Source organism: Paraburkholderia aromaticivorans (assembly GCF_002278075.1).
GTDB lineage: Bacteria > Pseudomonadota > Gammaproteobacteria > Burkholderiales > Burkholderiaceae > Paraburkholderia > Paraburkholderia aromaticivorans.
This window is the reverse complement of the sequence record NZ_CP022989.1, coordinates 2,112,522-2,137,680: the sequence shown is the minus strand read 5'-3', so window position 1 is coordinate 2,137,680 and position 25,159 is coordinate 2,112,522. Positions and strand designations below refer to the sequence as shown.

Here is a 25,159-nt window from a genome sequence, read left to right as displayed (position 1 = left end):
TGTACTCACACATTATAGATATTGGGACGACCGGTCAAATCGGAGCGTGCCACGGCGAGTGTGGGAAAATGCGGCCTTTGCCTCACCCGAACGCCATCCCCCGTCATGCAACCTGTTTTTGACCGCGCTTTCGCGGCGCATCGTGACGGCCGCCTCGAAGACGCCGAACGCGGCTACCGCGCGACGCTCGACGGCAACCCCGCGCACGTCGATGCGTTGCATCTGCTGGGCGTCCTGCGCCACCAGCAGGGCCAGCACGCCGAAGCCGCCGAGCTCGTGCGGCGCGCAGTGAACCTGCGCCCGGAAGACGCCGCGCTGCAACTGAACCTGGGCAACGCGCTGAAGGCGCTGGGCCAGATCGACGACGCGATCGAACAGTTCCGCAATGCGCTGACGCTGGCGCCGTCGTTCCCCATGGCGCACTACAACCTGGGCAACGCCTACGCCGCGGCGGGCCGTCACGAAGACGCCGCCGACGCGTTCGAGAAATCGTTGCGCCTGCAACCGAACGACGCCTCCTCGCATAACAACCTGGGCAACGCGCTGCACGCGCTCGGACGTCACACGGAAGCCATCGCGGCGTTCCGCCGCACGCTCGAGCTGCGGCCCGGTCACGCCGGCGCGCTCAATAACATGGGCATGTCGCTGAACGCGCTCGGTCGCGCGGAAGAGGCGATCCCCTGTTTCCAGACGGCGTTGGCCGCCGAGCCGCGCTTCGTTGCCGCGCACTTCAACCTCGCCAACACGTTCGACGCCACCGGCCGCCCTGCGGAAGCCGTCGCATCGTTCCGCGCGGCGCTGGCGTTGCAGCCGAACCTGCCGCCGGCCATCTTCGGCATGGGCAATGCGCTCGCGGCATTGGGGCGGCATGCGCAGGCGCTGCCCTACCTCGAGCGCGCGGTGGGTCTCGATCCGCAATTCGCGCTCGCGTGGCTGAGTCTGGGCACCGCGCACCTGGCGCTGGGCGCGCATGGCCCCGCCGTGCGCGCATTCGATCAGGCGCTGCGCCTGCGCCCCGAGCTCGCCTCCGCGCACATGAACCGCGCCCTGGCATGGCTCGCGCTGCGCGATTTCGCGCGCGGGCTGCCGGAGTACGAGTGGCGGCTGCAAACCATGGCGCAGCCGGTGATCCAGACGCTGCCGCGCTGGCATGGCGAGCCGATCGCGCAACGCACCTTGCTGGTCCATGCCGAGCAGGGGTTCGGCGACACGCTGCAGTTCGTGCGCTTCGTCCCGCTCGTCGCGCAGCGCGCGGCGCGCATCATACTCGAAGTGCAGGCGCAACTGATACCGTTGCTGGCGCCCGCCGCGCAAGCCTGGCGCGTGACGCTGATCGCCCAGGGCGCGCCGCGCCCCGCCGCCGATCTGCAATGTCCGCTGCTGAGCCTGCCGCTCGCACTCGGCACCACCTACGACACCATTCCCGCCCGCACGCCCTATCTCGGCGCGCCGCCCGCCTACGGGCGCAAATGGCGCGGCTCGCTCGGCGGCCAGGCAAAGCGCAAGATCGGCGTTGCATGGTCGGGGCGCATCCAGCAAAACGAAACACGTTCGATGCCGCTCGCCGCGCTCGATCCGCTGTTCGCGCTCGAAGGCATCGACTGGATCGTGCTGCAACCCGAGTTGAGCGCCGACGAGCGCGCGGCGCTCGACGCGCATCCGCGCGCGGCGTCGATTCATCGCTTCGACGCCAGGATCGGCGACTTCGCGGACACGGCGGCGATCATCGAACGGCTCGACGCCGTGGTGTCGATCGATACCGCCATCGCGCACCTGGCCGGCGCGCTTCGCAAGCCGCTCTGGCTGATGCTGCCGTTCGCGGCGGATTGGCGCTGGTTTGCCGGCGAGGCACGCAGCCCCTGGTATCCGGGTGCGACGTTGGTGCGTCAGCCGCAACCCGGGGCGTGGGACGAGGTCGTCGAGGCCGTGGCGAACGAATTGCGCAAGCACTGACCGGACGGTTGAGCCAAACAAAAAACCCTCGCGTTCTGACGAACGCGAGGGTTTTGTTTTTTACCGGATGAACCGCGAACCGCGCAGCTCAGGCCGTCCGGTACTGATCGCGCGATTCCGGCGTGCGATACAACACCAGCGTCGCAATCAACCCGCACATCGCGGCCACGCCGAGGAACAGGCCCGGCGCCGCCTTATTGCCGGTGCTGTGAATCAGCAGCGTGGAGATAGCCGGCGTGAAGCCGCCGATCGTCGTAGCGAGGCTGTAGGCGAGCGAGAAACCGGCGGTCCGTACTTCCACCGGCATGACTTCGGTCAGCGCCACGACCATCCCGCCGTTATAGCTGCCGTACAGGAACGACAGCCACAATTCGACTTCCAGCAGACGCGCGAACGACGGATCCGCCACCAGCCATTGCAGCGCCGGATACGCGGTGACGATGGTCAGAATCGTGAAGGCCAGCAGCACCGGACGGCGGCCGATGCGATCCGACAGCGCGCCCGCGAGCGGCAGCCAGATCAGATTCGACAGACCGATACAGACAGTGACGACGAGCGTATCGATCGACGACAGTTTCAGCACTTCCTTGCCGAAGGTCGGCGTGTAGGCCGTGATCATGTAGAACGACACGGTGGTCATGATCACCATGCCCATGCCGCCCAGCACGATGCCCCAGTTCGCGGCCATCGTCTTCATGATCTCGCCCATCTTAGGGTGATGCTTGCGCGCCTTGAATTCCTCGGTTTCCTGCAGCGAACGGCGGATCAGGAACAGGAACGGCACGATCAGGCAGCCGATCAGGAACGGCACGCGCCAACCCCAGGCGCTCATCTGGTCGGCCGGCAGCATCTTGTTCAGGAGCACGCCGATCAGCGCGGCGAACACCACGGCAACCTGCTGGCTGCCCGACTGCCACGCGCAGTAGAAGCCCTTGTTGCCCTTGGTGGCGATCTCCGACAGATACACCGAGACGCCGCCCAGTTCGACACCGGCGGAGAAGCCCTGCAACAGCCGGCCTAACAGCACGAGCACGGGCGCGAGGACGCCGATCGTCGCGTAACCTGGAATCGACGCCACCGTGAGCGTGCCGAGCGCCATCAGGCCGAGCGTGAGGATCAGGCCTTTGCGCCGGCCGTGATGGTCGATGTAGGCGCCGAGGACGATCGCGCCGAGCGGCCGCATCAGGAAGCCCGCGCCGAACACCGACAGCGAGAGCATCAACGAGGCGAATTCGTTGCCGCTCGGGAAATAGGTCTTGGCGATCGCCGAAGCGTAGTAGCCGTAGACCATGAAGTCGTACATCTCAAGAAAGTTGCCGCTGACCACGCGGAAAACTGTCTTGACCTTGGATTCTTCCGACCCGGAAGTAGCGTGTGACGCAGTTGACATGACATTCTCTGAAGGGCCCGCTGCCACGAAACGGGCTGTGGCGGCCAGGCAGTTGAATCGATCCACCGCGCTCGGCAAGCGGATGCCTCGGACGGATACTGGAACGCGCGCCGGGGGCGCTGAATTTTCATGCTGAACGCATTCTCCCGATATCAGGGTAAACGTTGTGAAACATGCGACGCTCGCTCCACGTAATGTTACCGGTGATGATATTGTCGTGTATTGCATACAGTTTCATTACAGTGTCACCTGTGGTCACATTTTTGCAGTCCGGCATTTCCGTTGAGCACTACCGATGCGAACCACCCCTGGTCTTTCGCTGCGCCCCGCGACGCTCGCGGATGCAGCGCTCATTGCTTCGATCCACAGCAGCAGTTGGCAGGCCACCTATCGCGGCCTGTTGCCCGAGGCCTTTCTTGACGGCGAAGTCACGCGGGAGCGCGCCGCCTACTGGGAAGCGCGCCTGAGCGCGCCCGGCGGCGAACGGCGCATCGTGCTGATCGCCGAACTTGGCGGCGAACCGGCCGGTTTTGTGTGTGTTGAACGCCAACCGGAGTCAGCGTGGGGCGTGCTGCTCGATAACCTGCACGCGCGGCCGGCCTATCAGGGCATGGGGGTCGGCAAGCTGCTGATGCAAGCCGCCGAGGACTGGGCTCGCGCGCAAGGCGAGGTGCAACTCTATCTGTACGTGCTCGAAGGAAACACGCCGGCTATCGGCTTTTACGAACGGCAGGGCTGGCAGTTCGTCGGCGCCGAGCCGGATCATATGGGCGGCGTGGACATTACGGCGTTGCGTTACGTATACAGACTCGACCGATAGAACGGCTGCGGTTCGCCGTCCCGGGTTCGACCGATCATGGACGCATCGGCACCTCATTTCGGAACCGTCCGATCGTCATCCCGGCTGCTTCCAGGCATCATCTTCCGCACTCCGATGGCTTCATAGCGACACGTCCTTGCGCCTCGTTTGCTCGTCGTGAGCACGACGCCGGCGCCTGGCGTTGACGTGTGCCGTGCCGTTCAGGTATGGCGTCCGCGCGCATCGCACCGAGGCCTGAGTCCCCGCAGACCACGGGAGCGCCGATCCGCGCTCCTTTTACGAGGCGCTGGAAAAGACCGATGTCCACTATTCCCTTCACCCCGATCGAAGGCTACCTGGCACTGCCGCGCATTCGCCCGCTCGGTCATGTGCCGGCGCCCTTCGGCCGGGACTGGGCGCTGCTTCCGCCGGGCTACAGTGTGCGGGCGGAACTCAAGGCGCTGTACGCAGCCATGCTGCGCACGTTCTGCCTGAGTGATCAGGCCATCCGCTCACTCTGCCGATGGTCGCCACTCGGGGAACCACGCGCGAGCGCATCTGCGGATCGGTCTGAGTCTGCTGCGATAGCGGCGCAGACAACGGCCTTCGGCGTATCGCCCGAGGCGGCCATGCACATGGCCGTTGAAACTCCCGTTACCGCGCACGCGGTCGAGCCTGCTTATGCAACGGCGGCGCGCGGGTATGGCAACCATTGGGGGGCGTTAGCGGGCGGCGCCTGCGTACTCGGTGGCGCCGCGGTGCTGGCGTGGATCGGGTTCGATCATCTGGCGCCTCGTCACCCGGGCGCGCATGTCGCGGGCAACGTAGCGACTCATCGGGGCTCGCAGTCGGTGGACCTTCGGCCGCCCGCACCGCTTGCCAATCGCGCGGTGACCAACCCTACGGTGAGTGCGCCCGCGGCACGCGCGGCGTCCGTGCGCTCGGTTTCAAACCCGGCCGCGGCGTTTGCGCCGGCGGCCAGCCTTCCGGCGGCACCGGCATCGTCAACAGCTCCGACCCAGGCAGTGCCGTCCGCTCCTACGCGCATCTCCACTGATAGACCGGGCTCACGTCGCCAGAGCCACCTTCGCGAGAAGGCCGGCAGGCCGCACGAACAAAACCGCCAGCATGGCGCGCGGTTCGTCGCCGCAAACCAATCGCCGCACGCAGCGGCGTACGCCGGCGACCTGCCTCGCATCGCGGCTCCGGGGGTGGCGGCAAGTTTGTCGCCAAGGCCTTCGGCTGCGGGATCGTATTCGCCTCCCGCTCCGGCTCGACTCGGTGTCGACGAATATGCCGGCGTGTCGATGTCCGCAGCCATGCGCCGGCGTGACCTTGCCCCGCCACCGCACGCCGGCTCCTCGATCAACACGTCCGGCACCAATGGAACGGAGTGGATGAACCATCTGTCTCAGCGGCGAGTGACCGAGATCCCCGATCAATTCGCGAAGTGAGCACGACACGCTTTCAGCGGCGTGGCAAAAAAAAGCCCGGCCATTCGTGCGAATGGCCGGGCTTTTTTACGCTCCCGCATTTACTTCTGAATGGGCAATCCCATTTCGGTTTGCCGCTGCAGTTGCATCACTTCGCCCTGCACCTGACGCAATTGCGCCTGTGCCCTTTCCTTCTCCGCGTGCAACGCGGCCGCTTCGCCTTGCGTTTGCCGCTGATAGTCGTTGACCTTGGCCTGCTGCGTGCGAGCCACCTCGAGGTCGGCTTGCAGGCGTTTGGCGCGATCTTCGGATAACGCGATGATGTCTTCGATGTAAGCCTTCTGCGCCTGCAACTGCGTGCGACGAATCTCGACGTCGGCGAGTTGCGCGGTCTGCTGCGCAAAGCCGGCATAGACTGCTTCCGCGCGCGCCACGTCTTCAGTCTTGATGACGCGCCAGAAATGCTTGTCCTGAAATAACGCGATGTAGTACGTCATTTCCAGCGGATAGAAAAACAGACTGGCGCCATAACTGCCGTTATACGTGGTGCGCAGTTCGCTCAGCTTGGCCTCGTGAATCATCTGCATCAGCTCGGCGACATTGCCTTGCGCGTCGCCCGCCGTGGCCGGTGTGGCTGACGCCGCGCTGCGCAGCGCGTCGGCGACGGGCTGCGGCGTCAGGGTGTTGATAGCCGGCCTCGTGCCGGCCATCGGCGCGGCCTCGCCGCCTTGCGCCGCCAGCACGAGACCGCCCTGCTGCAACAGCGCACACGAAGTCGCGAGCAGCACGGCGCGCCGAACAACTAAGGGGTACTTCATACGTGCATGCTCCATGCGAATCCAGATCAGCCGCAGATTATCGCGCGGATTGGCCTTTAAGCGAAGTATTCAAATGTCGCGCAGACGAACTTTAAATCGAGATAAATGGCGGGCGAATGATTTAGCCGAATCATTGCGACAGTCCCGAAATAAAACCCGTTTGGATATGGTCAAAATGCAATCGCCCGGTCTCGTTCGGATAATTCCGAACATATTGGGGATTGGCGCGAATCCAACAGAAAACGGGCGTGAAATAGCGAGATAGAGTGCCGATCGCGATGAACACGGACTTCGCTTCAGAATAACTCGCATTCCTGACTATCTGGTTCGACGAGGAACTCGCCGAGATTTCAAAGAACAAGGATTTCCGTCGATCGCGACGCCTCGAGCGGCACGCAACGCGAAGCAAAGTTCGAAGAGGCAAGCCAGTTGCCGAACAGCAACGCCACGGAAGCACAGTACGGCAAAACGCATGAGGCGCACCATCGCGAATAGCAATGGTGCGCCTCGAAGGAACCAGCTTCTGTCATTCGGCCTTCGAACCGTGCCGCCAAAGGCGCAGGTTCGAAGGCCGAGCGAGCCGCATTAAAAACGCGTTTCGCGCGCCACCCGCAGGAAGGTATCGAGCAACGGCGTGCAGTCGAGCAATTCGTCGCCGCCCGCACGATGAAACTCCGGATGCCATTGCACACCCATCACGAACGGCGCCCGCCGGTAACGCACGGCCTCGATGATCCCGTCCGATGCCGACACGGCTTCGATATTGAGATCGCGGCCGAGCGTTTTGACCGCTTGATGGTGAATCGAATTGACGATCGCGTCGCGCCGGCCCGGGAACATATTGGCGAGCGTCGAACCGTCCGGGAAGTGAATCCCGTGCCGATGCTGATCGTAGTTTTCGTTGACGTGGGCGCCTGCGGTCGGCACATCGGTGGCGATGTCCTGATACAAGGTCCCGCCGAACGCCACATTGATCAGTTGACAGCCACGGCACACGCCGAGCACTGGCTTGCCCGACTCGATGAACTCGTGCAGCAGTTCGAGCTCGTACATGTCGCGCACGCGGTCGCCGGGCCACTCGTGGCTGGCGGCCTGCTCCGCGTAAGACTGCGGCGAGACATCCGCGCCGCCTTGCAGCAGAAGGCCGTCGAGATGCTTCGCGTAGTCACGCAAGCGGATATTGCTCGGATGCAGCATGCCCTGATGGCCGACCGTCGGAATCATGAACACCAGCACGTCGCGCGACATCACCCAATGCGCAATCGATTCCTCGAGATACTGCAAGGTCTTGCCGCGCAATCCCTTCGCGCCCGGCTCCGGATGGAAGATGCGCGCCGACACGCCGATACGCAGCGTGCGCTGCGTGATCCGCTGGCCCGCGCGATCGAACAGTTGACGCGCGCGCGCCGCGATGATGCGGCCGAACACGGTCCACGCCGAATCGCTGTGCTTCAGATAGCGCGGCGGCGACGGCGGCAATGCGTTGGGCGGCGGCGGATTGGACGCGCTGAAGTCAGGCGCCGCGCCGAAACCGGGCGGCGGCGAGCCGGCCTTCTGCTCGGCGGGGCGCGGGACCTCTTCGATGATGGTGGCGTCTTCCACCGAGGTGATCAGCTCGCCCTCGACGGGTTCGCTGCTCGCGAACGTCGGCGCGGGTTTCGGTGCGGGTTTCGTGGCGAACGTTCCAGCGCGACGCGCTTCCTTTTCATGAACCTCGGCTTCCTGCTGCGCGGTCGATGCGGCAGCCGAACTGCGTGCCTGCGCCGCGTCGCGTTGCCGCGCCGCTTGCGCATCGGTGGGCGTGACGGCCGACGCGCTGTCGGGATCGTCAGTCGACGATCGCACGGCCGCCTGCCCGGCAGCCGGCGTGGCGGCAGCCCCAGCGGCTGCGTGAGTGGGCGACGCGGCCGACGGCGTCAGCGTGTCCTTGATCGGAGACTGAATGGCATCTTCGTGCGAGAGCGGCAGCGAGGCCGCCGGTTCCTCCGGCGTAAAGCCGGGTGTCGACGCGCCGGCCGTTGCGCCGGACGGCACTGGCGACGCCGAAGGCGTGGGATTGCCGGGCGTGCCGGCGCTTTCAGGTTTGTTTTCGCTCATGACAGTCAGACAGGCGCCTTCCACGCGAACGAATGAATATGCCCTGATTATCCGCTAGCGAGGCAAGCCCCGCAAACCCGCACACAATTGCTCACATTGTTGTGACGCCTCGAAGGAATCCCCACCGAGTGGCTGCGACGCGAGTCTGTCTTAAGGATCCGGTTGTTCGTCGAAAGTTTCGCGCAAGGCGATCTGCATCGCCGCATGGATCTTGACGCACCAGCGCCACACGAGCGCCAGCAGCAACGCGGCGCAGATGAGCACCGCGGCGAGCAGGCCGGTCGGCGGCAAAATGCCGCCCGAGAGCGCCGCGACCAGCAGGAACACGCCGACCATCGAGACCACCGGCACCAGATCGGAGATTGCGTAACGGATCGCGCTCGTGAAGCGCCCCGCCGTAGCCGGTTGCACGCTGACCTCGGCAAGCAGCAAAGCCAGCGACTTGGTCTTGCGATACACGGCCACCAGAAACGGCATCGACACCACCAGCGCGGCGCTCCACAGCACGACGCGCTGCATCGGCTCCGAACTGAGCCAGTGCGCGAGCAGCGAGCTGGTATACGGCGCGCTATACGACACGACCAGAAAAATCGCCGCGACGAGCGCCAGGTTGACGGCAATCTGCAGAATGATTCGCCGCGTCATGCTGAACAGCGTCGGCTCGCCGCTTTTCGTGCTCAGACTGCCCAGCCATTGCCCGTACAGGCTGAACACGTTCGCGAGCGTGCGCGGCATGGCGTGCCCGAGGCGCTGGGTCAGCGGATCGGCCGCGCGGATCAGATACGGCGTGAACAGCGTGGTCAAGGCGGACACCGCCACCGCGATCGGATAGAGAAAAGCGCTTGTCACCTTGAGCGTCAAGCCGAGCGAAGCGATGATGAACGAGAACTCGCCGATCTGCGACACGGTCATGCCGACGCGCATGGCCGTGCGGCCGTCCTTGCCGGCGAGAAAGGTGCCGAGCCCGCACGACACGATCTTGCCGACGATCACCGCCACCGTGATCACCGCGATCGGCCATGCGTAGTCGACCAGCACGGCCGGGTTGAGCATCAGGCCGATCGTCACGAAGAAGATCGCGGAAAAGGCGTCGCGCAGCGGCGCGATCAGATGCTCGATCCGATGCAGATGGCGCGATTCGGCCATGATCGCGCCGATCAGGAACGCGCCGAGCGCGATGCTGTAGTCGAGCTTCACGACCAGCAGACAGAAGCCGAAGCAGAAACCGAGCACGGAGACGAGCAGCATCTCGTCGCTCTTCGCGCGCGCCACGTAGTTCAACGCGCGCGGCACCACCAGAATGCCGACCACCAGCGACACCGTCATGAACAGAAGCAGTTTGCCGAGCGTGACCACGGCGACGCCCGCGCTCAACTGCCCGGTCTGCGCAATGCCCGACAGCAGGACCAGCATCGCAATGGCGAGGATGTCTTCGACGATCAGAATGCCGAACACCAGTTGCGCGAAGCTTTCGCGCTTCAGACCCAGTTCCGAGAGCGCCTTGACGATGATCGTGGTCGACGAGATCGCGAGGATCGCGCCGAGAAACAGCGAATCCATCGAACTCCAGCCGAACGCGCTGCCGATTTCGTAGCCGAGCCACAGCATCAGCACGATTTCGGAGAGCGCCGCGACGATCGCCGTCGCGCCGACCTTGAAGAGTTTGCGCAGACTGAATTCGAGGCCGAGCGAAAACATCAGGAACACCACGCCGAGTTCGCCGAGCGTCTGGATGGTCTGCTCGTCGTGGATCAACTGGAACGGCGGCGTGTACGGCCCGATGATCACGCCGGCGGCAATGTAGCCCAGCACCACCGGCTGTTTCAGGCGATGGAACAGCACGGTGACGACGCCGGCGAGCGCCATCACGACCGCCAGGTCCTGAATGAAGCCGATGCCATGATGCATGAGCGATTCCTTACAAAAAGTAATGTTCCAGACGCGCAGTGTAACAAACGAACGCGCCGCGCTGAATCGCGCAAACCGCCGAACGGCGCCGGATTGCCGTGGTAGCACGAGTTGGCCCGCAGGGCGCCTGCAGCTGTCGACACCTCACCGAACCCGCGCAGCAGAATGTTTTTGACACGCTGGACTCCTGTGAAATATCACAATAATATTTGCCGAATATTTTCAGTGGAGTCGAGTTATGCAGCAGGTGTCCTTCAACGTCGCAGAGCCGGCCGGCGGCAGCCGTGCCGATATCGCCGAGGTGAATCGTCTGACCATCGCCGGATGGGCCGGGCGCGACCAGGCCGCCATCGAGCATCACATTGCCGAGCTGGCCGAACTCGGCGTCAGGCGGCCCTCCACCACGCCTTGCTTCTATCGCCTCGGCGCCGAATTGCTGACGCAGGCCGAGCAGATCGACGTGGTCGGCGTGAAGTCCAGCGGCGAAGCCGAATGCGTGCTGGTGCATTCGAAGACGGGCTTGCTCGTCACCGTCGGTTCGGACCACACCGACCGGGAAGTCGAGGCTTACGGCGTCACCGTCTCCAAGCAGGTGTGCCCGAAACCGGTCGCGCGCGACGCCTGGCGTTTCGACGAGGTCTCCGGCCACTGGGATCAACTGGAATTGCGCGCCTACGCCGTGACCAACGGCGAGCGGCGCGTCTATCAGCAAGGCAGCGTCGCCGCGCTGCTGCCGGCCGCCGACCTGCTCGCGCGCGCGCCGCTCGCATCCGGCGCGGCGATGTTTTGCGGCACGTTGCCGGTACAGGGCGGCATCGTCGGCATGGCCGACGGCGACGCGCTCGAACTCGAATTGCACGATCCCGTCCTGAACCGCACGCTGCGTCACGCGTACCGCGTGCGCGCGCTACCTATCGTCGAATGAGGCACCCATGAGCTCCCCTTCGCAATCCGCCGCCGACGCGTCTTCCGACGCGTGGCTCGAAGCCGCCGCCCTGCGCAAGATCACGTGGCGCATCATGCCGTTCCTGTTTCTCGTCTACGTGCTGTCATATCTGGACCGCGTCAACATCGGTTACGCGAAGCTGCAGTTCACCGGCGACCTTGGCCTGTCGAATGCGGCGTACGGACTCGGCGCGGGGATCTTTTTCTTCGGCTACTTCGTGTTCGAAGTGCCGAGCAACCTGCTGCTCAGGAAGTTCGGCGCGCGCGCCACGATCGCCCGCATCACGATGCTGTGGGGCGTGCTGTCGTGTCTGATGATGTTCGTGCGCTCGGAAACCATGTTCTACGTGCTGCGCTTTCTCCTCGGCGTCGCCGAAGCCGGCCTGGTGCCGGGCGTGGTGCTGTATCTGACCTTCTGGTTTCCGTCCGACCGGCGCGCGCGCATGGTCGCCGTGTTCATGGCGGCGATTCCGGTGGCGGGCATCATCGGCGCGCCGCTGTCGGGGTTTCTGATGTCGGCGCTGCATGAAGCGCACGGCTTGCGCGGCTGGCAGTGGATGTTCCTGATCGAAGGCATTCCGTCGATTCTCGCCGGCTTCTGGGCGCTCGCCGTGCTGCGCAACACGCCTGCCGAAGCCGCGTGGCTGAGCGCCGACGAAAAGCGCGTGATTCTCGGCCGCCTCGCGCGGGAAAACAGCGCGGCCGCGGCGGCCGGCGCGGAGCAGAGCCTCGCAGTCGCGCTGCGCTCGGGCCGCTTCTGGCTGCTCACGCTGATCTATTTCTGCCTCGTCACCGGCAATGCGGGCTTCTCGTTCTGGCTGCCGCAGATCGTCAAGGATCTCGGCGTGACGAACCTCGTCACCAATGGCTTCGTCACCGCGATTCCGTATCTGGCGGCGGGCATCGGCATGATCCTGATCGGGCGCTCGTCGGATATCACCGGCGAGCGGCGCTGGCACTATGCCGTGTGCTGCTTCATCGGCGCGGCGGGCCTGCTCGGCAGCGCCTCGGTAACCGACTCGATTCCGCTCGCCGTCACCGGATTGTCGATCGCGTATATCGGCATCCTCGCGGGCTTCGGCATCTTCTGGTCGATGTCGACGACGTTCCTGCAAGGCACGGCCGCCGTCGCCGGGATTGCCGTGATCAACTCGATCGCGAACCTGGCGGGCTACGTGAGCCCTTATGTGCTCGGCCTCGTCAAGGACGCGACGCATAGCGTGACGTTCGGGCTCGTGCTGATCGCGGGGGCGTTGATCGTAGGCGGCCTGGTCACGCTGATGATGCCGCGCGTCAAGGTGCAGCATGCGCCGGCGGTTTCGCCGAGCCGCGCCTGACAGGCGGGGATGGACGCGATCTGGCCACGCCCCCGGCGGGGAACGAGGGCGTCGTGCGAAACGAACGCAGGCGCGAACGGCGCGGGCGCGGGACCGCGATTCCGGCGCCTGCTGTCTGGAGAGCGCCGGCCGATCGCTCACCGGCCGTGTTGCGCGCCCGGCCCGCGCCGCGCCCGCAAAACCTTGCTCTACAATGCGGACGACATCGCCCGCTTCCTCTTCACATGACGCTTTTGCAGACCGCCCGTCCTTCCAGCCCCAGCCGCGCGAGCGCCGCCGCGAGTCTCGCCGAGCAGGCCTACGCGTTCGTCAAGCGCGAGATCATCACCTTGCGCCTGCGGCCGAGCGAGGTGCTCAACGAAGCGGAACTGATGGCGCTGACCGGCATCGGCAGGACACCGGTTCATCAGGCGCTGCACCGGCTGGTGCACGAAGGCATGCTGACCATCATGCCGCGCAAGGGCATCATGGTCCGCCCGGTTTCGCTCGACGACGTGCTCGCGATCATCGACGTGCGCCTCGTCAACGAAAGCTACTGCGTGGAGCTGGCCGCGCGGCACGCCCAACAGCATGATTACGACGCAATGCAGGCGCTACTGGACCGCTCGGCCGTGTGCGTCGCCGCGCACGATATCGAAGGCATGATGGATATCGACCGCGAGTTTCATCTGGCGATCTCGGCCGCCTCGCGCAACCCCGTGCTGGCCGACATCCTGCGCGGGCTGCACGAGCGCTCGCTGCGCTTCTGGTTCATTTCGCTGTCCGAGCCGCATCATCTGGAAGACGTGCACGAGGAACACCTCGAACTGTTTCGCCTGCTGCGTGAACGCGACGCCGAAGGCGCTCGCCGATCGGTGCAAAAGCATATCGAAGCGTTCCGCGCCACACTCTTCAATCGCATCTGATTCGAAAGCATTTAAGCCACCGCGTTTGTTAAGCCACATCGTTTGAGGCGCTACGCGGCTTCACTCGGTCCAACCGGATTCTCACCGACATCATGGCCACTGAATTCACGCCCTTCCCGCCGCTAGTCCAACTTGCCGCCGACCTCGCCGCCGGACGCACCACGAGCCGCGCGCTCGTCGAAACGGCGCTCGAACGGATCGCCGATCCGGCCGGCCAGGGCTCAGCCGTCTTCATGCACGTCGACGCCGACAGCGCCCGCGCCGCCGCCGACGCGCACGACCGCCTGCGCGCCGCCGGCACCGTGCTCTCGCCGCTCGCCGGGATTCCGGTGTCGGTCAAAGACCTGTTCGATATCGAAGGCCAGCCGACCCGCGCCGGTTCCGTCGTCCTTGCCGACGCCCCCGCCGCCAAGGCGGATGCCGTGGCGGTGGCGCGCCTGAAGCGCGCCGGCGCGGTGCTCGTCGGCCGGACCAACATGAGCGAGTTCGCCTTTTCCGGACTCGGCCTGAACCCGCACTACGGCAATCCGCTGTCGCCGTATCGGCGCGGTGTGAAGGGCGATGAACGGATTTCGGGCGGTTCGTCGTCGGGCGCGGCGGCTTCCGTCGCGGACGGCATGGCGGCCATCGCGCTCGGCACCGACACCGGCGGCTCGATCCGCATTCCGGCTGCGCTGTGCGGCCTGACCGGCTTCAAACCGACCGCCGATCGCATTCCAAGGCAAGGCGGCGTGCCGCTGTCGTCGACCCTCGATTCGTTCGGGCCGATCGGCGTTTCGGTGGCGTGCTGCGCGCTGGTCGACCGCATGCTGGCCGGGCTCGAACCGCGCATTCCGGCCGCCCGCCGGCTCGAAGGCGTGCGCCTCGGCGTGCTGACCAATTTCGTCACGGACGGTGTCGAGCCGGCCGTCGCCGCGGCGGTGGACACCGCGCTCAAGCATCTGGAAGCGGCCGGCGCGATTGTCAGCGAAGTGCGTTTCGCGCCGCTCGACCGTCTGCCGGAAATCAACCGCTTCGGGTTTTCGCCGATCGAGGCGTATGCGTGGCACCGTCCGTTGCTGGACAAGCATCGCGATCAATACGACCCGCGCGTGCTGGTGCGGATTCTGAAAGGCCAGCCCGCCAGCGCCGCCGACTATCTGGACCTGCTCGCCGAACGCGAGGCCATGCTCGCCGAAGCCGCGCGCACGCTGTGGCAGCGTTTCGACGCCGTCGTGGCGCCGACGGTGCCGGTGGTGCCTCCGCGCGTCGCCGATCTGGTCGACGACGATGACGCGTTTGGCCGCACCAACGCGCTGATCCTGCGCAATCCGAGCGTGTTCAACTTCCTCGACACCTGCGCGCTGTCGCTGCCGTGCCACCTGCGCGGCGACGCGCCGGTCGGCCTGATGCTGGCCGGCGCGCCGCACGCCGACGACGCGCTGCTGGCGATCGGCCGCGGCGCCGAAGCGGTGCTCAACGCGATTCGCTGATCGGGAAATACCTCGTAAAAGCAGGATAAGCGGCGGGGCGGAGGTTCGCGCTAGAATCGCGGGCACTCCGCCCTTTTCGTTTCCAGAGACAGCCACACGATCCATGAATAACGACACTGCGATGCTGCGCCGCGAGCGCTCCCTGCTGGTTCTGCTTGCCCTGATCTGCCTCGCCCTGGTGGGCGGCGCGCTGTATCTGCAGTACTTCCTGCACGAAGACCCGTGCCCGCTGTGCATCATCCAGCGGTATTTCTTCCTGCTGATCGCGATCTTCGCATTCCTCGGCGCGCGCTTTAACAGCTGGCGCGGCGTGCGTCTGCTGGAAGTGCTGGCGGCCTTGTCGGCGCTGGCGGGCATCGTGACGGCCGCGCGCCACGTGTATGTTCAGGCGAATCCGGGCTTTAGCTGCGGCTTCGACGCGCTGCAGCCGCTGGTCGACAGCCTGCCGCCCGCGCATTGGCTGCCGGGCGTGTTCAAGGTTGCCGGACTGTGCGAAACCGCCTATCCGCCGATCCTGGGCCTGACGCTGCCGCAATGGTCGCTGGTCGCGTTTGTGATCGCGTTCATCCCTTTGGCGCTGAGTCTCGTGCGCAACCGTCGCCGGATCGCCTGATCGGGCTGTTGCCGTCCCGGCTCTGGCCCACTTGCATTGACAGCGCCGGATTTCGCGCCGCCACCTGCGGCAGCGCGAAATCCGGCGTTTTTTCGTCCACGATCCCCCGATCCGGCGGCTGATGGACGCTCGCTTTGCCCCGCCGCACCCCGCCCCGCCTGGCTTTCCGCCCCGCACCCCGCCCACGCAACTTCCGGCCTCGGCGCGAATCGTACCTATCTCATGACCGCTTCCGAATAAGCTTCATGCGACATCGGAAATATTTTTGGGACAAGGTAATGCTATCGTCGAACCTGGATGGCGATCTACGTGCGCGAGGCCGGCTTTGGCGCGACCCCATGCGTAACGCGCGCCCGGTCCGCACTGTCTTTCGGATTCGCCATGACAACGCAAACCATCCGCTTTTATCACCAGGGGTCCGTCCGTGAGGTCGCGGACGTTCCCGCGTCGCGCACCGTGCTTCAGCACCTGCGCGAGGATCTGCACTGCACCGGCACCAAGGAAGGCTGTGCGGAAGGCGACTGCGGCGCCTGCACGGTCGTCATCGGCGAACTGGACGCTCAAGGCGGCCTCGCGCTGAAAGCGGTCAACGCCTGCATCCAGTTCCTGCCCACGCTCGACGGCCGCGCGCTCTTCACGGTCGAAGACCTGCGCGCCGCCGACGGTACGCTGCATCCCGTGCAGCAAGCCATGGTCGACTGCCACGGTTCGCAATGCGGCTTCTGCACGCCCGGCTTCGTGATGTCGATGTGGGCACTGTACGAAAACCAGCCGGTCGCCGTCGGCCTGCCCACGCGCGACGAAATCAATACCGCGCTCTCCGGCAATCTGTGCCGCTGCACCGGCTACCGGCCGATTGTCGACGCCGCGCAGAAGATGTTCGACTATCCGCACTATCCGCGCGTGACGCTGGACCGCCAGAGCGTCGCGCAACAGCTGCGCAAACTGCAACGGCGCGATACCTTCGAATACCGTGCGCCCGACACACGCGGCGCCGCGTTCGGCTCACCCGCCTTCTATGCGCCGGTTTCACTCGATGCATTCGCCAGACTGCGCGCCGAGCATCCGCAGGCACGTCTGCTCGCCGGCAGCACCGACGTCGGGCTGTGGGTCACCAAGCAATTCCGCGATCTCGGCGACCTTCTGTACATCGGCAACGTCGCCGAATTGAAGGCGATCGAGCGCGATGCGCAAACGCTGACGATCGGCGCCGCCGTCACGCTGGAAGACGCTTACGCGGCACTTGCCGTCGACTACCCCGAACTCGCCGAACTGTGGACGCGCTTTGCGTCGCTGCCGATTCGCAATGCCGGCACGCTCGGCGGCAATGTCGCTAACGGCTCGCCGATCGGCGATTCGATGCCGGCGCTGCTCGCGCTCGGCGCCGAAGTCGTGCTGCGCCATGGTCAGCAAACGCGCACGCTGCCGCTCGACGCGTTCTACCTCGGCTATCAGAAGACCGCCCTCGCCGCCGGCGAATTCGTCGCGGCGCTGCGCGTGCCGCGGCCGGTCGGCAACCTGCGCTTTCGCACCTACAAGGTGTCCAGGCGCTACGATCAGGATATCTCCGCCGTGTGCGCGGCGTTCGCGCTACACGTCGACGAACACGGCGCGATCCGCGCGGCCCGCGTCGCGTTCGGCGGCATGGCCGCCACGCCGAAGCGGGCCGCGCAAACCGAAGCCGCTCTGACTGGCGCAACATGGGATGAAAGCACCGCGCGGCAAGCCATGAATGCGCTCGCCGCCGATTACCAGCCGCTCACCGACATGCGCGCTTCGAGCGCCTATCGACTGAAGGTGGCGCGCAATCTGTTATGGCGCTTTCACCTCGAAACGCGCGATGACGCGCCGCTCGCCCTCTTCGACGTGAATGCGTTCGCGTTCGAAGCCGGCGCGCCGGACGCCGCCGTTGCGAAGGAGCCGTCGTGATGAACCGGACCGATGCTTTCATCGAACCTGCCGCCACGCACGCCGCCGCTCAGGAAAGCGACGCGTCGATCGGCGTTTCGCTGCCGCATGAATCGGCCGCGCTGCATGTGAGCGGCGAAGCCACCTACACGGACGACGTGCCCGAGTTGCAAGGCACGCTGCACGCGGCGCTCGGCCTGTCGCGCCATGCGCACGCGCGCATCGTGTCGATGGATCTGGACGCGGTCAGGAAAGCACCGGGCGTGATCGCCGTGCTGAGCGCCGAAGACATCCCCGGCGAGAACAATTGCGGCCCGGTGCTGCACGACGATCCGATTCTTGCCGTCGACACAGTGCAGTATCTCGGCCAGCCGGTGTTCGCCGTGATCGCCGAAAGCCACGAGCTCGCACGCCGTGCAGCCGCGCTCGCAAAAAGCGACGACGTGATCCGCTACGAACCGCTCGAAGCCGTGCTCACACCCGCCGAAGCGAAGGCCCGCCAGCAGTTCGTGCTGCCGCCGCTGCATCTGACACACGGCGAACCGGCTGCGAAGATCGCGGCCGCGCCGAACCGGATCAGCGGCACGTTCGAAGTGGGCGGCCAGGAACAGTTCTATCTGGAAGGCCAGATCGCGTATGCGGTGCCCAAAGAAATGGACGGCATGCTCGTCTACAGTTCGACCCAGCACCCGAGCGAAATGCAGCAGGTGGTCGCGCATATGCTCGACTGGCCGGCGCACAACGTGGTGTGCGAATGCCGGCGCATGGGCGGCGGCTTTGGCGGCAAGGAGTCGCAATCCGCGCTGTTCGCCTGCGTGGCCTCGCTGGCGGCGAAATTGCTGCGCCGTCCGGTCAAACTGCGCGCCGACCGCGACGACGATTTCATGATCACCGGCAAGCGCCACGACGCGCTCTACGCGTACGAGGCGGGCTTCGACGACAGCGGCCGCATTCTCGGCGCGCGCGTGGAAATCGCTTTGCGCGCGGGCTATTCCGCCGACCTGTCCGGCGCCGTCGCCACACGCGCGGTCTGCCACTTCGACAACGCGTACTACCTGTCCGATGTCGATATCGTGGCGCTGTGCTGCAAGACCAACACGCAATCGAACACCGCGTTCCGCGGCTTCGGCGGTCCGCAAGGCGCGCTCGTGATGGAGGTGATGCTCGACAGCATCGCGCGTCAGTTGAACTGCGACCCGCTCGACGTGCGGCTCGCCAACTACTACGGCATCGGCGAGCGCGATACGACACCCTATGGGCAGCGCGTCGAGGACAACATCATCGCGCCGCTGACCGACGAACTGCTCGGCACTAGCGACTATCGCGCCCGCCGCAAGGCGATCGCGGCGTTCAACGCGGGCAGCCCGGTGCTCAAGCGCGGCCTCGCGTTTTCGCCGGTCAAGTTCGGCATCTCGTTCAACGTGCCGTTTCTGAATCAGGCCGGCGCGCTGGTGCACGTGTACAAGGACGGCTCGGTGCTCGTCAACCACGGCGGCACGGAGATGGGCCAGGGGCTCAACACCAAAGTCGCGCAAGTGGTCGCCAATGCGCTCGGTCTGCCGCTTTCCCGCGTGCGGGTCACGGCTACCGACACCTCGAAGATCGCCAACACATCGGCGACCGCGGCCTCCACCGGCAGCGACCTGAACGGCAAAGCCGCCGAGGCGGCCGCGAAAACGATTCGCGACAGGCTCGCCGAACTCGCGGCCAGACAGCTCGGCGGCAACGCCGGCGACGTGCAATTCGCCAACGGCCAGGTGGCGGTGAACGGCGGCGCGATGCCGTTCGAACAACTGGTCGGCGCGGCCTATCTGGCGCGCGTGCAGTTGTGGTCGGACGGCTTCTACACCACGCCGAAAGTGCATTGGGACGCGAAAACGCTGACCGGCCACCCGTTTTACTATTTCGCCTACGGCGCGGCGGTGTCGGAAGTCGTGATCGACACGCTGACCGGCGAATGGAAACTGGTGCGCGCGGACCTGCTGCACGACGCCGGCCAGTCGATCAACCCGGCGATCGATATCGGCCAGGTGGAAGGCGGCTTCATTCAGGGCATGGGTTGGCTCACCACCGAGGAACTGTGGTGGAACCGCGATGGCCGTCTGATGACGCACGCGCCGTCCACGTACAAGATTCCCGCGGTAAGCGACACGCCCGCCGCGTTCCATGTACAGCTCTATCAGAACCGCAACGCCGAGCCGACCGTGTTCCGCTCGAAGGCCGTCGGCGAGCCGCCGTTGCTGTTGCCGTTCTCCGTGTTCCTCGCGATTCGCGATGCGATCGCGGCGGCCGTGCCGGACGCGCGCGAGGCGCCTGCGTTGCGTGCGCCGGCCACGCCCGAGGCCATTCTCGACGCACTGGACGCATTGCGGCCGCAGCCCGCGCCCCAATCGGCAACGGAACCGGCGACGACCGACACGACCGACACGACCGCGTGAAACGATAAGCCCACGGCCTGACACGACACGAACGCGTCAGACCACAGTCAACCGGCTGCACGGACACCCCGCGCGGCCCTGTATGGAGAACGCCGGATGCAAGCCTGGCTGCCTGACCTGCAACAACTGCTCGCGCATGGCGACGCCGCCGTGCTGGTGACGGTCGCGCGCGTCGAAGGGTCGGCGCCCCGCGAAGCCGGCACCAAGATGATCGTCACGCGCGATTCGGCGAAGCACACCATCGGCGGCGGACACCTCGAATGGAAAGCCATCGAGACCGCGCGCCAGGTGCTGCGCGACGGCATGCGCTCGCCGCACATGCGCCGGCTGGAGCGCTTCGCGCTCGGCCCGAGCCTCGGCCAGTGCTGCGGCGGCGCGGTGATACTCGCTTTCGAGCGGCTGGATGTGGGCGACCTCGGCTGGATCACGTCGCTCGCAAAGCGCGTGGCCGCGGGCCTTTCGACGGTGCGTAGCGTATCATTCGGCCCCGCGCCGGATGCGGTGATGCTGTCCGACCCCGAGCCGGGCGTCGACGGAGCTGACTGCCTGCTGTGGGACGGCGCCGGTTTCGACGACAGCGGCGCGCTGCTCACGGAAACCATCGCGCCTGGCGACTTTGCGGTCGTGCTGTTCGGCGCCGGCCATGTGGGCGCCGCGCTGGTTCGCGTGCTGGCCACGCTGCCTTGCGCGGTCCGCTGGGTGGACGAGCGCGACGCGCAATTTCCGCCCGCCCAATCGCTGCACGCGCCGAACGTGAAGATCGATCCGAACGACGCCCCTGACGAAGCCATCGACGAGGCCGCGCCGAACACGTACTTCATCGTGATGACGCACAACCATGCGCGCGATCTCGAGTTGGCCGAACGCATCCTGCGACGCGGCGACTTCGCGTTCTTCGGCATGATCGGCTCGCACAGCAAGCGCAAGCAGTTCGAGCACCGGCTGGCCGCGCGCGGCATCGATCCGTCGCTGATCGCGCGGATGAAGTGCCCGCTCGGCGTGGACGGCATCGTCGACAAGTCGCCGGAGATCATCGCGATCTCGGCGGCGGCGCAGGTGCTGCAGGCCGTCGAGGCGAACGCGGGCACGCATCGCGCCACGCAGGCGGTGTGATGCGCGGCGGCGCGGAGTCTTGCCGCGTCGCCATCGAGCTATTGCATCCGGCGCATCCGGCGCATCCGGCGCGAATCCATTCCAACGAACTCCTGACCGACCATGACTACAACAACCGTTACCTCCACGCCGCTGGCCGAGAAAACCGCACGGGCGCCGAAGGCCGAACTGCACATTCACATCGAAGGCTCGCTCGAGCCCGAACTGATTTTCGCGCTTGCCGAGCGCAACGGCGTGAAACTCGCCTACGACTCGATCGACGCGCTGCGCGCCGCCTACGCGTTCACCGACCTGCAATCGTTTCTCGACATCTACTATGCGGGCGCGAGCGTACTGCTGCACGAGCAGGACTTCTACGACATGACGATGGCCTACGTGGAACGGTGCCTCGCGGACAACGTGATTCACAGCGAAATCTTCTTCGATCCGCAGACGCACACCGAACGCGGCGTGCCGATCGCGACCGTCGTGGCCGGCATCGAGCGCGCGCTCGCCGATGCGGAAAAGCGCGGCATGACGAGCAAGCTGATTCTGTGCTTCCTGCGCCATCTGCCCGAAGAAGATGCGCTCGCCACCTTCGAAGAAGCGCTGCCTTTGTTCGAGCAATACAAGCATCGTCTGATTGGCGTGGGCCTCGATTCGTCGGAACGCGGCCACCCGCCCTCGAAGTTCGAACGCGTCTTCGCCAAGGCGCGCGCGCTCGGCCTGAAACTCGTCGCCCATGCGGGTGAAGAAGGGCCACCCTCGTATATCTACGAAGCACTCGATCTGCTGAAAGTGGACCGCGTCGATCACGGCGTGCGCAGCATCGAGGATCCGGCACTGGTCGCGCGTCTGGCCGACTCGCGTGTTGCATTGACCGTGTGCCCGCTGTCGAACCTGAAGCTCTGCGTATTCGACGATCTGACCAAACACACGTTGAAGGACCTGCTCGATCGCGGCGTGGCCGTGACGGTGAATTCCGACGATCCGGCTTACTTCGGCGGCTACGTGAACGCCAACTATCTCGCCACCATCGACGCGTTGAAGCTCAACGATGCCGAGGTCTACACGATCATCCGCAACAGCTTCGAAGCGTCGTTCGTCACGCCCGAGCAACGCCGCGAACTGATCGCGAAGCTCGACGCGCACTGGCACCCAGGCGGCCCGCGCTGACGGGCCGATGTATCGCAGCCGGCGGCGGCACGGGGCATGTGAGAGCCCTTGATCGAACCGTCGCCCGCGCTGTTCAGCTTCTCACATTCGGAGACGGTTTTCCCATGACTCAATCTGCCAGCCCGGCCAAAGCAGCCCAATCGGCATTCCGCGCGCAACTGCTGACCTTCAACGGCGATCCCGCGCAATCGCCGCACGCGGCGATCTTCAACGAGGACGGCCTCTTGATCGTCGAGGACGGCCATGTCGTCGCGGCGGGCGCGTATGCGGCGCTCGCGCCGCAACTCGCGCCCGGCACCCAGGTGCAGGACATGCGCGACAAGCTGATCGCGCCGGGTTTCATCGACACGCACATTCACTATCCGCAGACGGACATGATCGCGTCGCCCGCGCCGGGTTTGTTGCCGTGGCTCGAGACGTACACGTTCCCGACCGAGCGCCGCTTCGCCGATCCGGCTTATGCGCGCGACACGGCGAGCTTTTTCGTCGAAGAACTGCTGGCGTGCGGCACCACCACCGCGCTCGTGTATTGCACGGTCCATAAGGAATCGGCCGACGCGCTCTTCACCGAGAGCGAAGCGCGCAATCTGCGCATGGTGGCCGGCAAGGTGTTGATGGACCGCAACTGCCCCGAGTTCCTGCGCGACACCGCGCAGTCGGGCTACGACGACAGCGCCGAGCTGATCGGCCGCTGGCACAATCGCGGCCGCCAGATGTACGCGCTCACGCCGCGATTCGCACCGACTTCGACCGAAGCGCAACTGGAAGCGTGCGGCGTGCTGGCGGGCAAGCATCCGGATATCTTCATCCAGAGCCACGTCGCGGAAAATCACGACGAGGTGAAATGGGTGGCCGATCTGTTCCCGGGCCACCGCAGCTATCTGGACATCTACGACCACTACGGCCTGCTGCGCCGCCGCGCCGTGTACGGCCATTGCATCCACCTCGACGGGGAAGACCGCAAGCGCATGGCGCAAACCGGCACGCTCGCCTCGCATTGCCCGACTTCGAACCTGTTCCTCGGCAGCGGCCTGTTCGACTTCGACAAGGCCGATGAAGCCGGCATGCCGATCGCGCTCGCGACGGACGTCGGCGGCGGCACCTCGTTCTCGATGCTGCAAACCATGAACGAAGCGCACAAGGTGGCGCGCCTCACCGGCCATCATCTGACGGCCACGCGCATGTTCTATCTGGCCACCGCCGGCGCGGCGCAAGCGCTCGATCTCGCGGACAAGGTCGGCACGTTGAAGCCGAAGTCGGAAGCGGACTTCGTCGTGCTCGATCCGCGCGCAACGCCGCTGCTCGCGCGCCGCACCGCGCGCACCGAGTCGCTCGAGGAACTGCTGTTCGCGTTCGCGCTGCTCGGCGATGATCGCGCGATCTACGAAACGTATGCGGCCGGCAAGCGCGTGCATCGCCGTGATGATGGGCGGCAGGCTGCGGCGGGCGCGGCGAGGATCGCGGCTTGAGCGATCTGATTCAAGCGGTTGAATAAAGAAACGGCGCGTCGATTGCGAGGCGCCGTTTTCATTCATGCCTGCGGTGAAGGCCGCTGCGCATCGCGCGGGCCAATCACCGCTGCATGCACACCTCATGCAACGCATTCAGCCGCCGCACCGGATCGGCGACATACGGGTTCGACTCGTCCCACGCATAGCCCGCCAGCACCGCGCTGATCATGCGGCGAATCGACGGCGTCTGCTCCGGATAGAAAATGATGTCCTGCAGCGCGCCCGTGTACCAGCGCTCGACGAACGCGCGGAACGTATCGATGCCCTTGCGCAACGGCACGTCGTAATCCGCCGACCAGTCCACCGGCTCACCATCCAGTTGCCGGTTCAGGGTCTGCACCGCGAGATGCGCCGAGCGCAGCGCGATCGTCACGCCGGACGAAAACACCGGATCGAGAAACTCGCCCGCATTGCCGAGCAGCGCGTAACCCGGCCCGTGCAGGCGCTCCACGTTCGCCGCATAGCCGCCGATGTGACGCACCGGCATCAGGAACGGCGCGTTGCCGATCAGGCGGTTCAGCGTCGGCTCCTGCTGGATCAACTCACGCAGTGTCGCGTCCCGCCCGGCGTCCGGCACGTCGAGAAAACTCGCCTCGGCGACACAGCCCACCGACGAGCGTCCGCCCGCCAGAGGAATCATCCAGAACCACACGTCGCGACGCTCCGGATGCGTCGCCACGCAGATCTTGTTGCGGTCGGTGACGCCGGCCGGAATGCCGTCCTGCACGTGCGTGAAGAGCGCGGCGCGCGTGGGCATGCGCGTCGGCGCTTCGAGGTTCAGCAAGCGCGGCAACACGCGGCCGAAGCCGCTTGCGTCGAATACGAAACGCGCTTCGACCTGATACGCGCGATCCGCTTCGTCGACCACGTCGACCAACGGCGTGGCGCCGGTGTGAACCGCGCGCACCGTGTGCCCGAAGCGCACGGCGGCGCCCTGCTCCGCTGCGCAGCGAATCAGGATGTCGTCGAATACCGCGCGTTCGACCTGGTAGGTGGTGCCCCAACCCGGTGAATGCTTGTCGCGGAAGTCGAACGCCGACGACTGGTCGCGATACACGAAATGCGCGCCGTTCTTGTACTGGAAGCCGGCTTCGACCACGGCCTGCAGCATGCCCGCCTCTTCGAGGTAGGCCATGCTTTGCGGCAGCAGGCTTTCGCCGATGGAGAAGCGCGGGAAATGCTGGCGCTCCAGCACCAGCACGGAACGCCCGGCCTTGCGCAGCAGCGCCGCCGCGACAGCGCCCGCCGGTCCGGCACCGATGATCACGACATCGACCGTCGTGCGCTTTGACGAATGTGTACTCAAATTTGCCTCAATCGTTTGGCTTGCCCGGAACAGCGATTCGCTGCATCCTTACATCTCG

The 25,159-nt window shown here is 65.6% G+C and carries 18 protein-coding genes; 13 read left to right on the top strand and 5 right to left on the bottom strand.

Annotation, left to right across the window (positions count from 1 at the left end; genetic code table 11):
* The first annotated feature begins 105 nt into the window (after nucleotides 1-105).
* Complete coding sequence (locus CJU94_RS09815; protein WP_095418527.1) at nucleotides 106-1,953, top strand: tetratricopeptide repeat protein; 1,848 nt, start codon at nucleotides 106-108, stop codon at nucleotides 1,951-1,953.
* Between the two features lie 88 nt (nucleotides 1,954-2,041).
* Here CJU94_RS09815 and tcuC read toward each other — a convergent pair whose 3' ends face one another.
* Complete coding sequence (tcuC, locus tag CJU94_RS09810) at nucleotides 2,042-3,343, bottom strand: MFS transporter (protein ID WP_095418526.1); 1,302 nt, start codon at nucleotides 3,341-3,343, stop codon at nucleotides 2,042-2,044.
* A gap of 295 nt (nucleotides 3,344-3,638) precedes the next feature.
* Between tcuC and CJU94_RS09805 the strand changes: the two genes are divergently transcribed.
* Nucleotides 3,639-4,163 (top strand): GNAT family N-acetyltransferase, encoded by a 525-nt coding sequence (locus tag CJU94_RS09805; RefSeq protein ID WP_095418525.1) that lies wholly within the window; start codon nucleotides 3,639-3,641, stop codon nucleotides 4,161-4,163.
* Nucleotides 4,164-4,462: 299 nt separating this feature from the next.
* Nucleotides 4,463-5,596, top strand: coding sequence for a hypothetical protein (locus tag CJU94_RS09800; protein WP_095418524.1), 1,134 nt, complete (start codon nucleotides 4,463-4,465; stop codon nucleotides 5,594-5,596).
* Nucleotides 5,597-5,676: 80 nt separating this feature from the next.
* Here the strand turns inward: CJU94_RS09800 and CJU94_RS09795 are convergent, their stop codons facing one another.
* The 3 genes from CJU94_RS09795 to CJU94_RS09785 all read right to left on the bottom strand — a co-directional run bounded on the left by CJU94_RS09795 (nucleotide 5,677) and on the right by CJU94_RS09785 (nucleotide 10,398).
* Nucleotides 5,677-6,393, bottom strand: coding sequence for a DUF2968 domain-containing protein (locus CJU94_RS09795; RefSeq protein WP_095418523.1), 717 nt, complete (start codon nucleotides 6,391-6,393; stop codon nucleotides 5,677-5,679).
* A gap of 585 nt (nucleotides 6,394-6,978) precedes the next feature.
* Nucleotides 6,979-8,490 carry a gamma-glutamyl-gamma-aminobutyrate hydrolase family protein gene (locus tag CJU94_RS09790; RefSeq protein ID WP_095418522.1) on the bottom strand — a complete coding sequence of 504 codons (1,512 nt, stop codon included), beginning with the start codon at nucleotides 8,488-8,490 and terminating at the stop codon, nucleotides 6,979-6,981.
* 150 nt (nucleotides 8,491-8,640) lie between these two features.
* A complete protein-coding gene (locus CJU94_RS09785) occupies nucleotides 8,641-10,398 on the bottom strand; it encodes a cation:proton antiporter (protein WP_095418521.1) in 1,758 nt (585 codons plus the stop codon).
* A 238-nt stretch (nucleotides 10,399-10,636) separates the two neighbouring features.
* Between CJU94_RS09785 and CJU94_RS09780 the strand changes: the two genes are divergently transcribed.
* The 10 genes from CJU94_RS09780 (at nucleotide 10,637) to guaD (ending at nucleotide 23,753) form a co-directional block, all read left to right on the top strand.
* Nucleotides 10,637-11,323 carry a DUF2848 domain-containing protein gene (locus CJU94_RS09780; RefSeq protein WP_095418520.1) on the top strand — a complete coding sequence of 229 codons (687 nt, stop codon included), beginning with the start codon at nucleotides 10,637-10,639 and terminating at the stop codon, nucleotides 11,321-11,323.
* 7 nt (nucleotides 11,324-11,330) lie between these two features.
* A complete protein-coding gene (locus CJU94_RS09775) occupies nucleotides 11,331-12,680 on the top strand; it encodes an MFS transporter (RefSeq protein WP_095418519.1) in 1,350 nt (449 codons plus the stop codon).
* A gap of 224 nt (nucleotides 12,681-12,904) precedes the next feature.
* Nucleotides 12,905-13,585 (top strand): GntR family transcriptional regulator, encoded by a 681-nt coding sequence (locus tag CJU94_RS09770; protein ID WP_095418518.1) that lies wholly within the window; start codon nucleotides 12,905-12,907, stop codon nucleotides 13,583-13,585.
* Nucleotides 13,586-13,677: 92 nt separating this feature from the next.
* Nucleotides 13,678-15,057, top strand: coding sequence for an amidase (locus tag CJU94_RS09765; RefSeq protein ID WP_095418517.1), 1,380 nt, complete (start codon nucleotides 13,678-13,680; stop codon nucleotides 15,055-15,057).
* Between the two features lie 103 nt (nucleotides 15,058-15,160).
* A complete protein-coding gene (locus tag CJU94_RS09760; protein ID WP_095418516.1) occupies nucleotides 15,161-15,670 on the top strand; it encodes a disulfide bond formation protein B in 510 nt (169 codons plus the stop codon).
* A 381-nt stretch (nucleotides 15,671-16,051) separates the two neighbouring features.
* Nucleotides 16,052-17,599, top strand: a complete 1,548-nt coding sequence (gene xdhA / locus CJU94_RS09755) for a xanthine dehydrogenase small subunit (protein WP_095420279.1) — start codon at nucleotides 16,052-16,054, stop codon at nucleotides 17,597-17,599.
* A complete protein-coding gene (xdhB, locus tag CJU94_RS09750) occupies nucleotides 17,599-20,016 on the top strand; it encodes a xanthine dehydrogenase molybdopterin binding subunit (RefSeq protein ID WP_095418515.1) in 2,418 nt (805 codons plus the stop codon). The genes xdhA and xdhB overlap by 1 nt, the downstream gene beginning before the upstream one ends.
* A 96-nt stretch (nucleotides 20,017-20,112) precedes the next feature.
* On the top strand, nucleotides 20,113-21,129 hold the full coding sequence (xdhC, locus tag CJU94_RS09745; RefSeq protein ID WP_095418514.1) for a xanthine dehydrogenase accessory protein XdhC: 1,017 nt from the start codon (nucleotides 20,113-20,115) through the stop codon (nucleotides 21,127-21,129).
* 102 nt (nucleotides 21,130-21,231) lie between these two features.
* Nucleotides 21,232-22,284 carry an adenosine deaminase gene (locus CJU94_RS09740; protein WP_095418513.1) on the top strand — a complete coding sequence of 351 codons (1,053 nt, stop codon included), beginning with the start codon at nucleotides 21,232-21,234 and terminating at the stop codon, nucleotides 22,282-22,284.
* Between the two features lie 104 nt (nucleotides 22,285-22,388).
* Entirely contained in the window at nucleotides 22,389-23,753 is a 1,365-nt protein-coding gene (guaD, locus tag CJU94_RS09735; RefSeq protein ID WP_095418512.1) for a guanine deaminase, read from the top strand.
* A 103-nt stretch (nucleotides 23,754-23,856) separates the two neighbouring features.
* Here guaD and CJU94_RS09730 read toward each other — a convergent pair whose 3' ends face one another.
* Entirely contained in the window at nucleotides 23,857-25,101 is a 1,245-nt protein-coding gene (locus tag CJU94_RS09730) for an NAD(P)/FAD-dependent oxidoreductase (RefSeq protein ID WP_095418511.1), read from the bottom strand.
* Nucleotides 25,102-25,159: the final 58 nt, after the last annotated feature.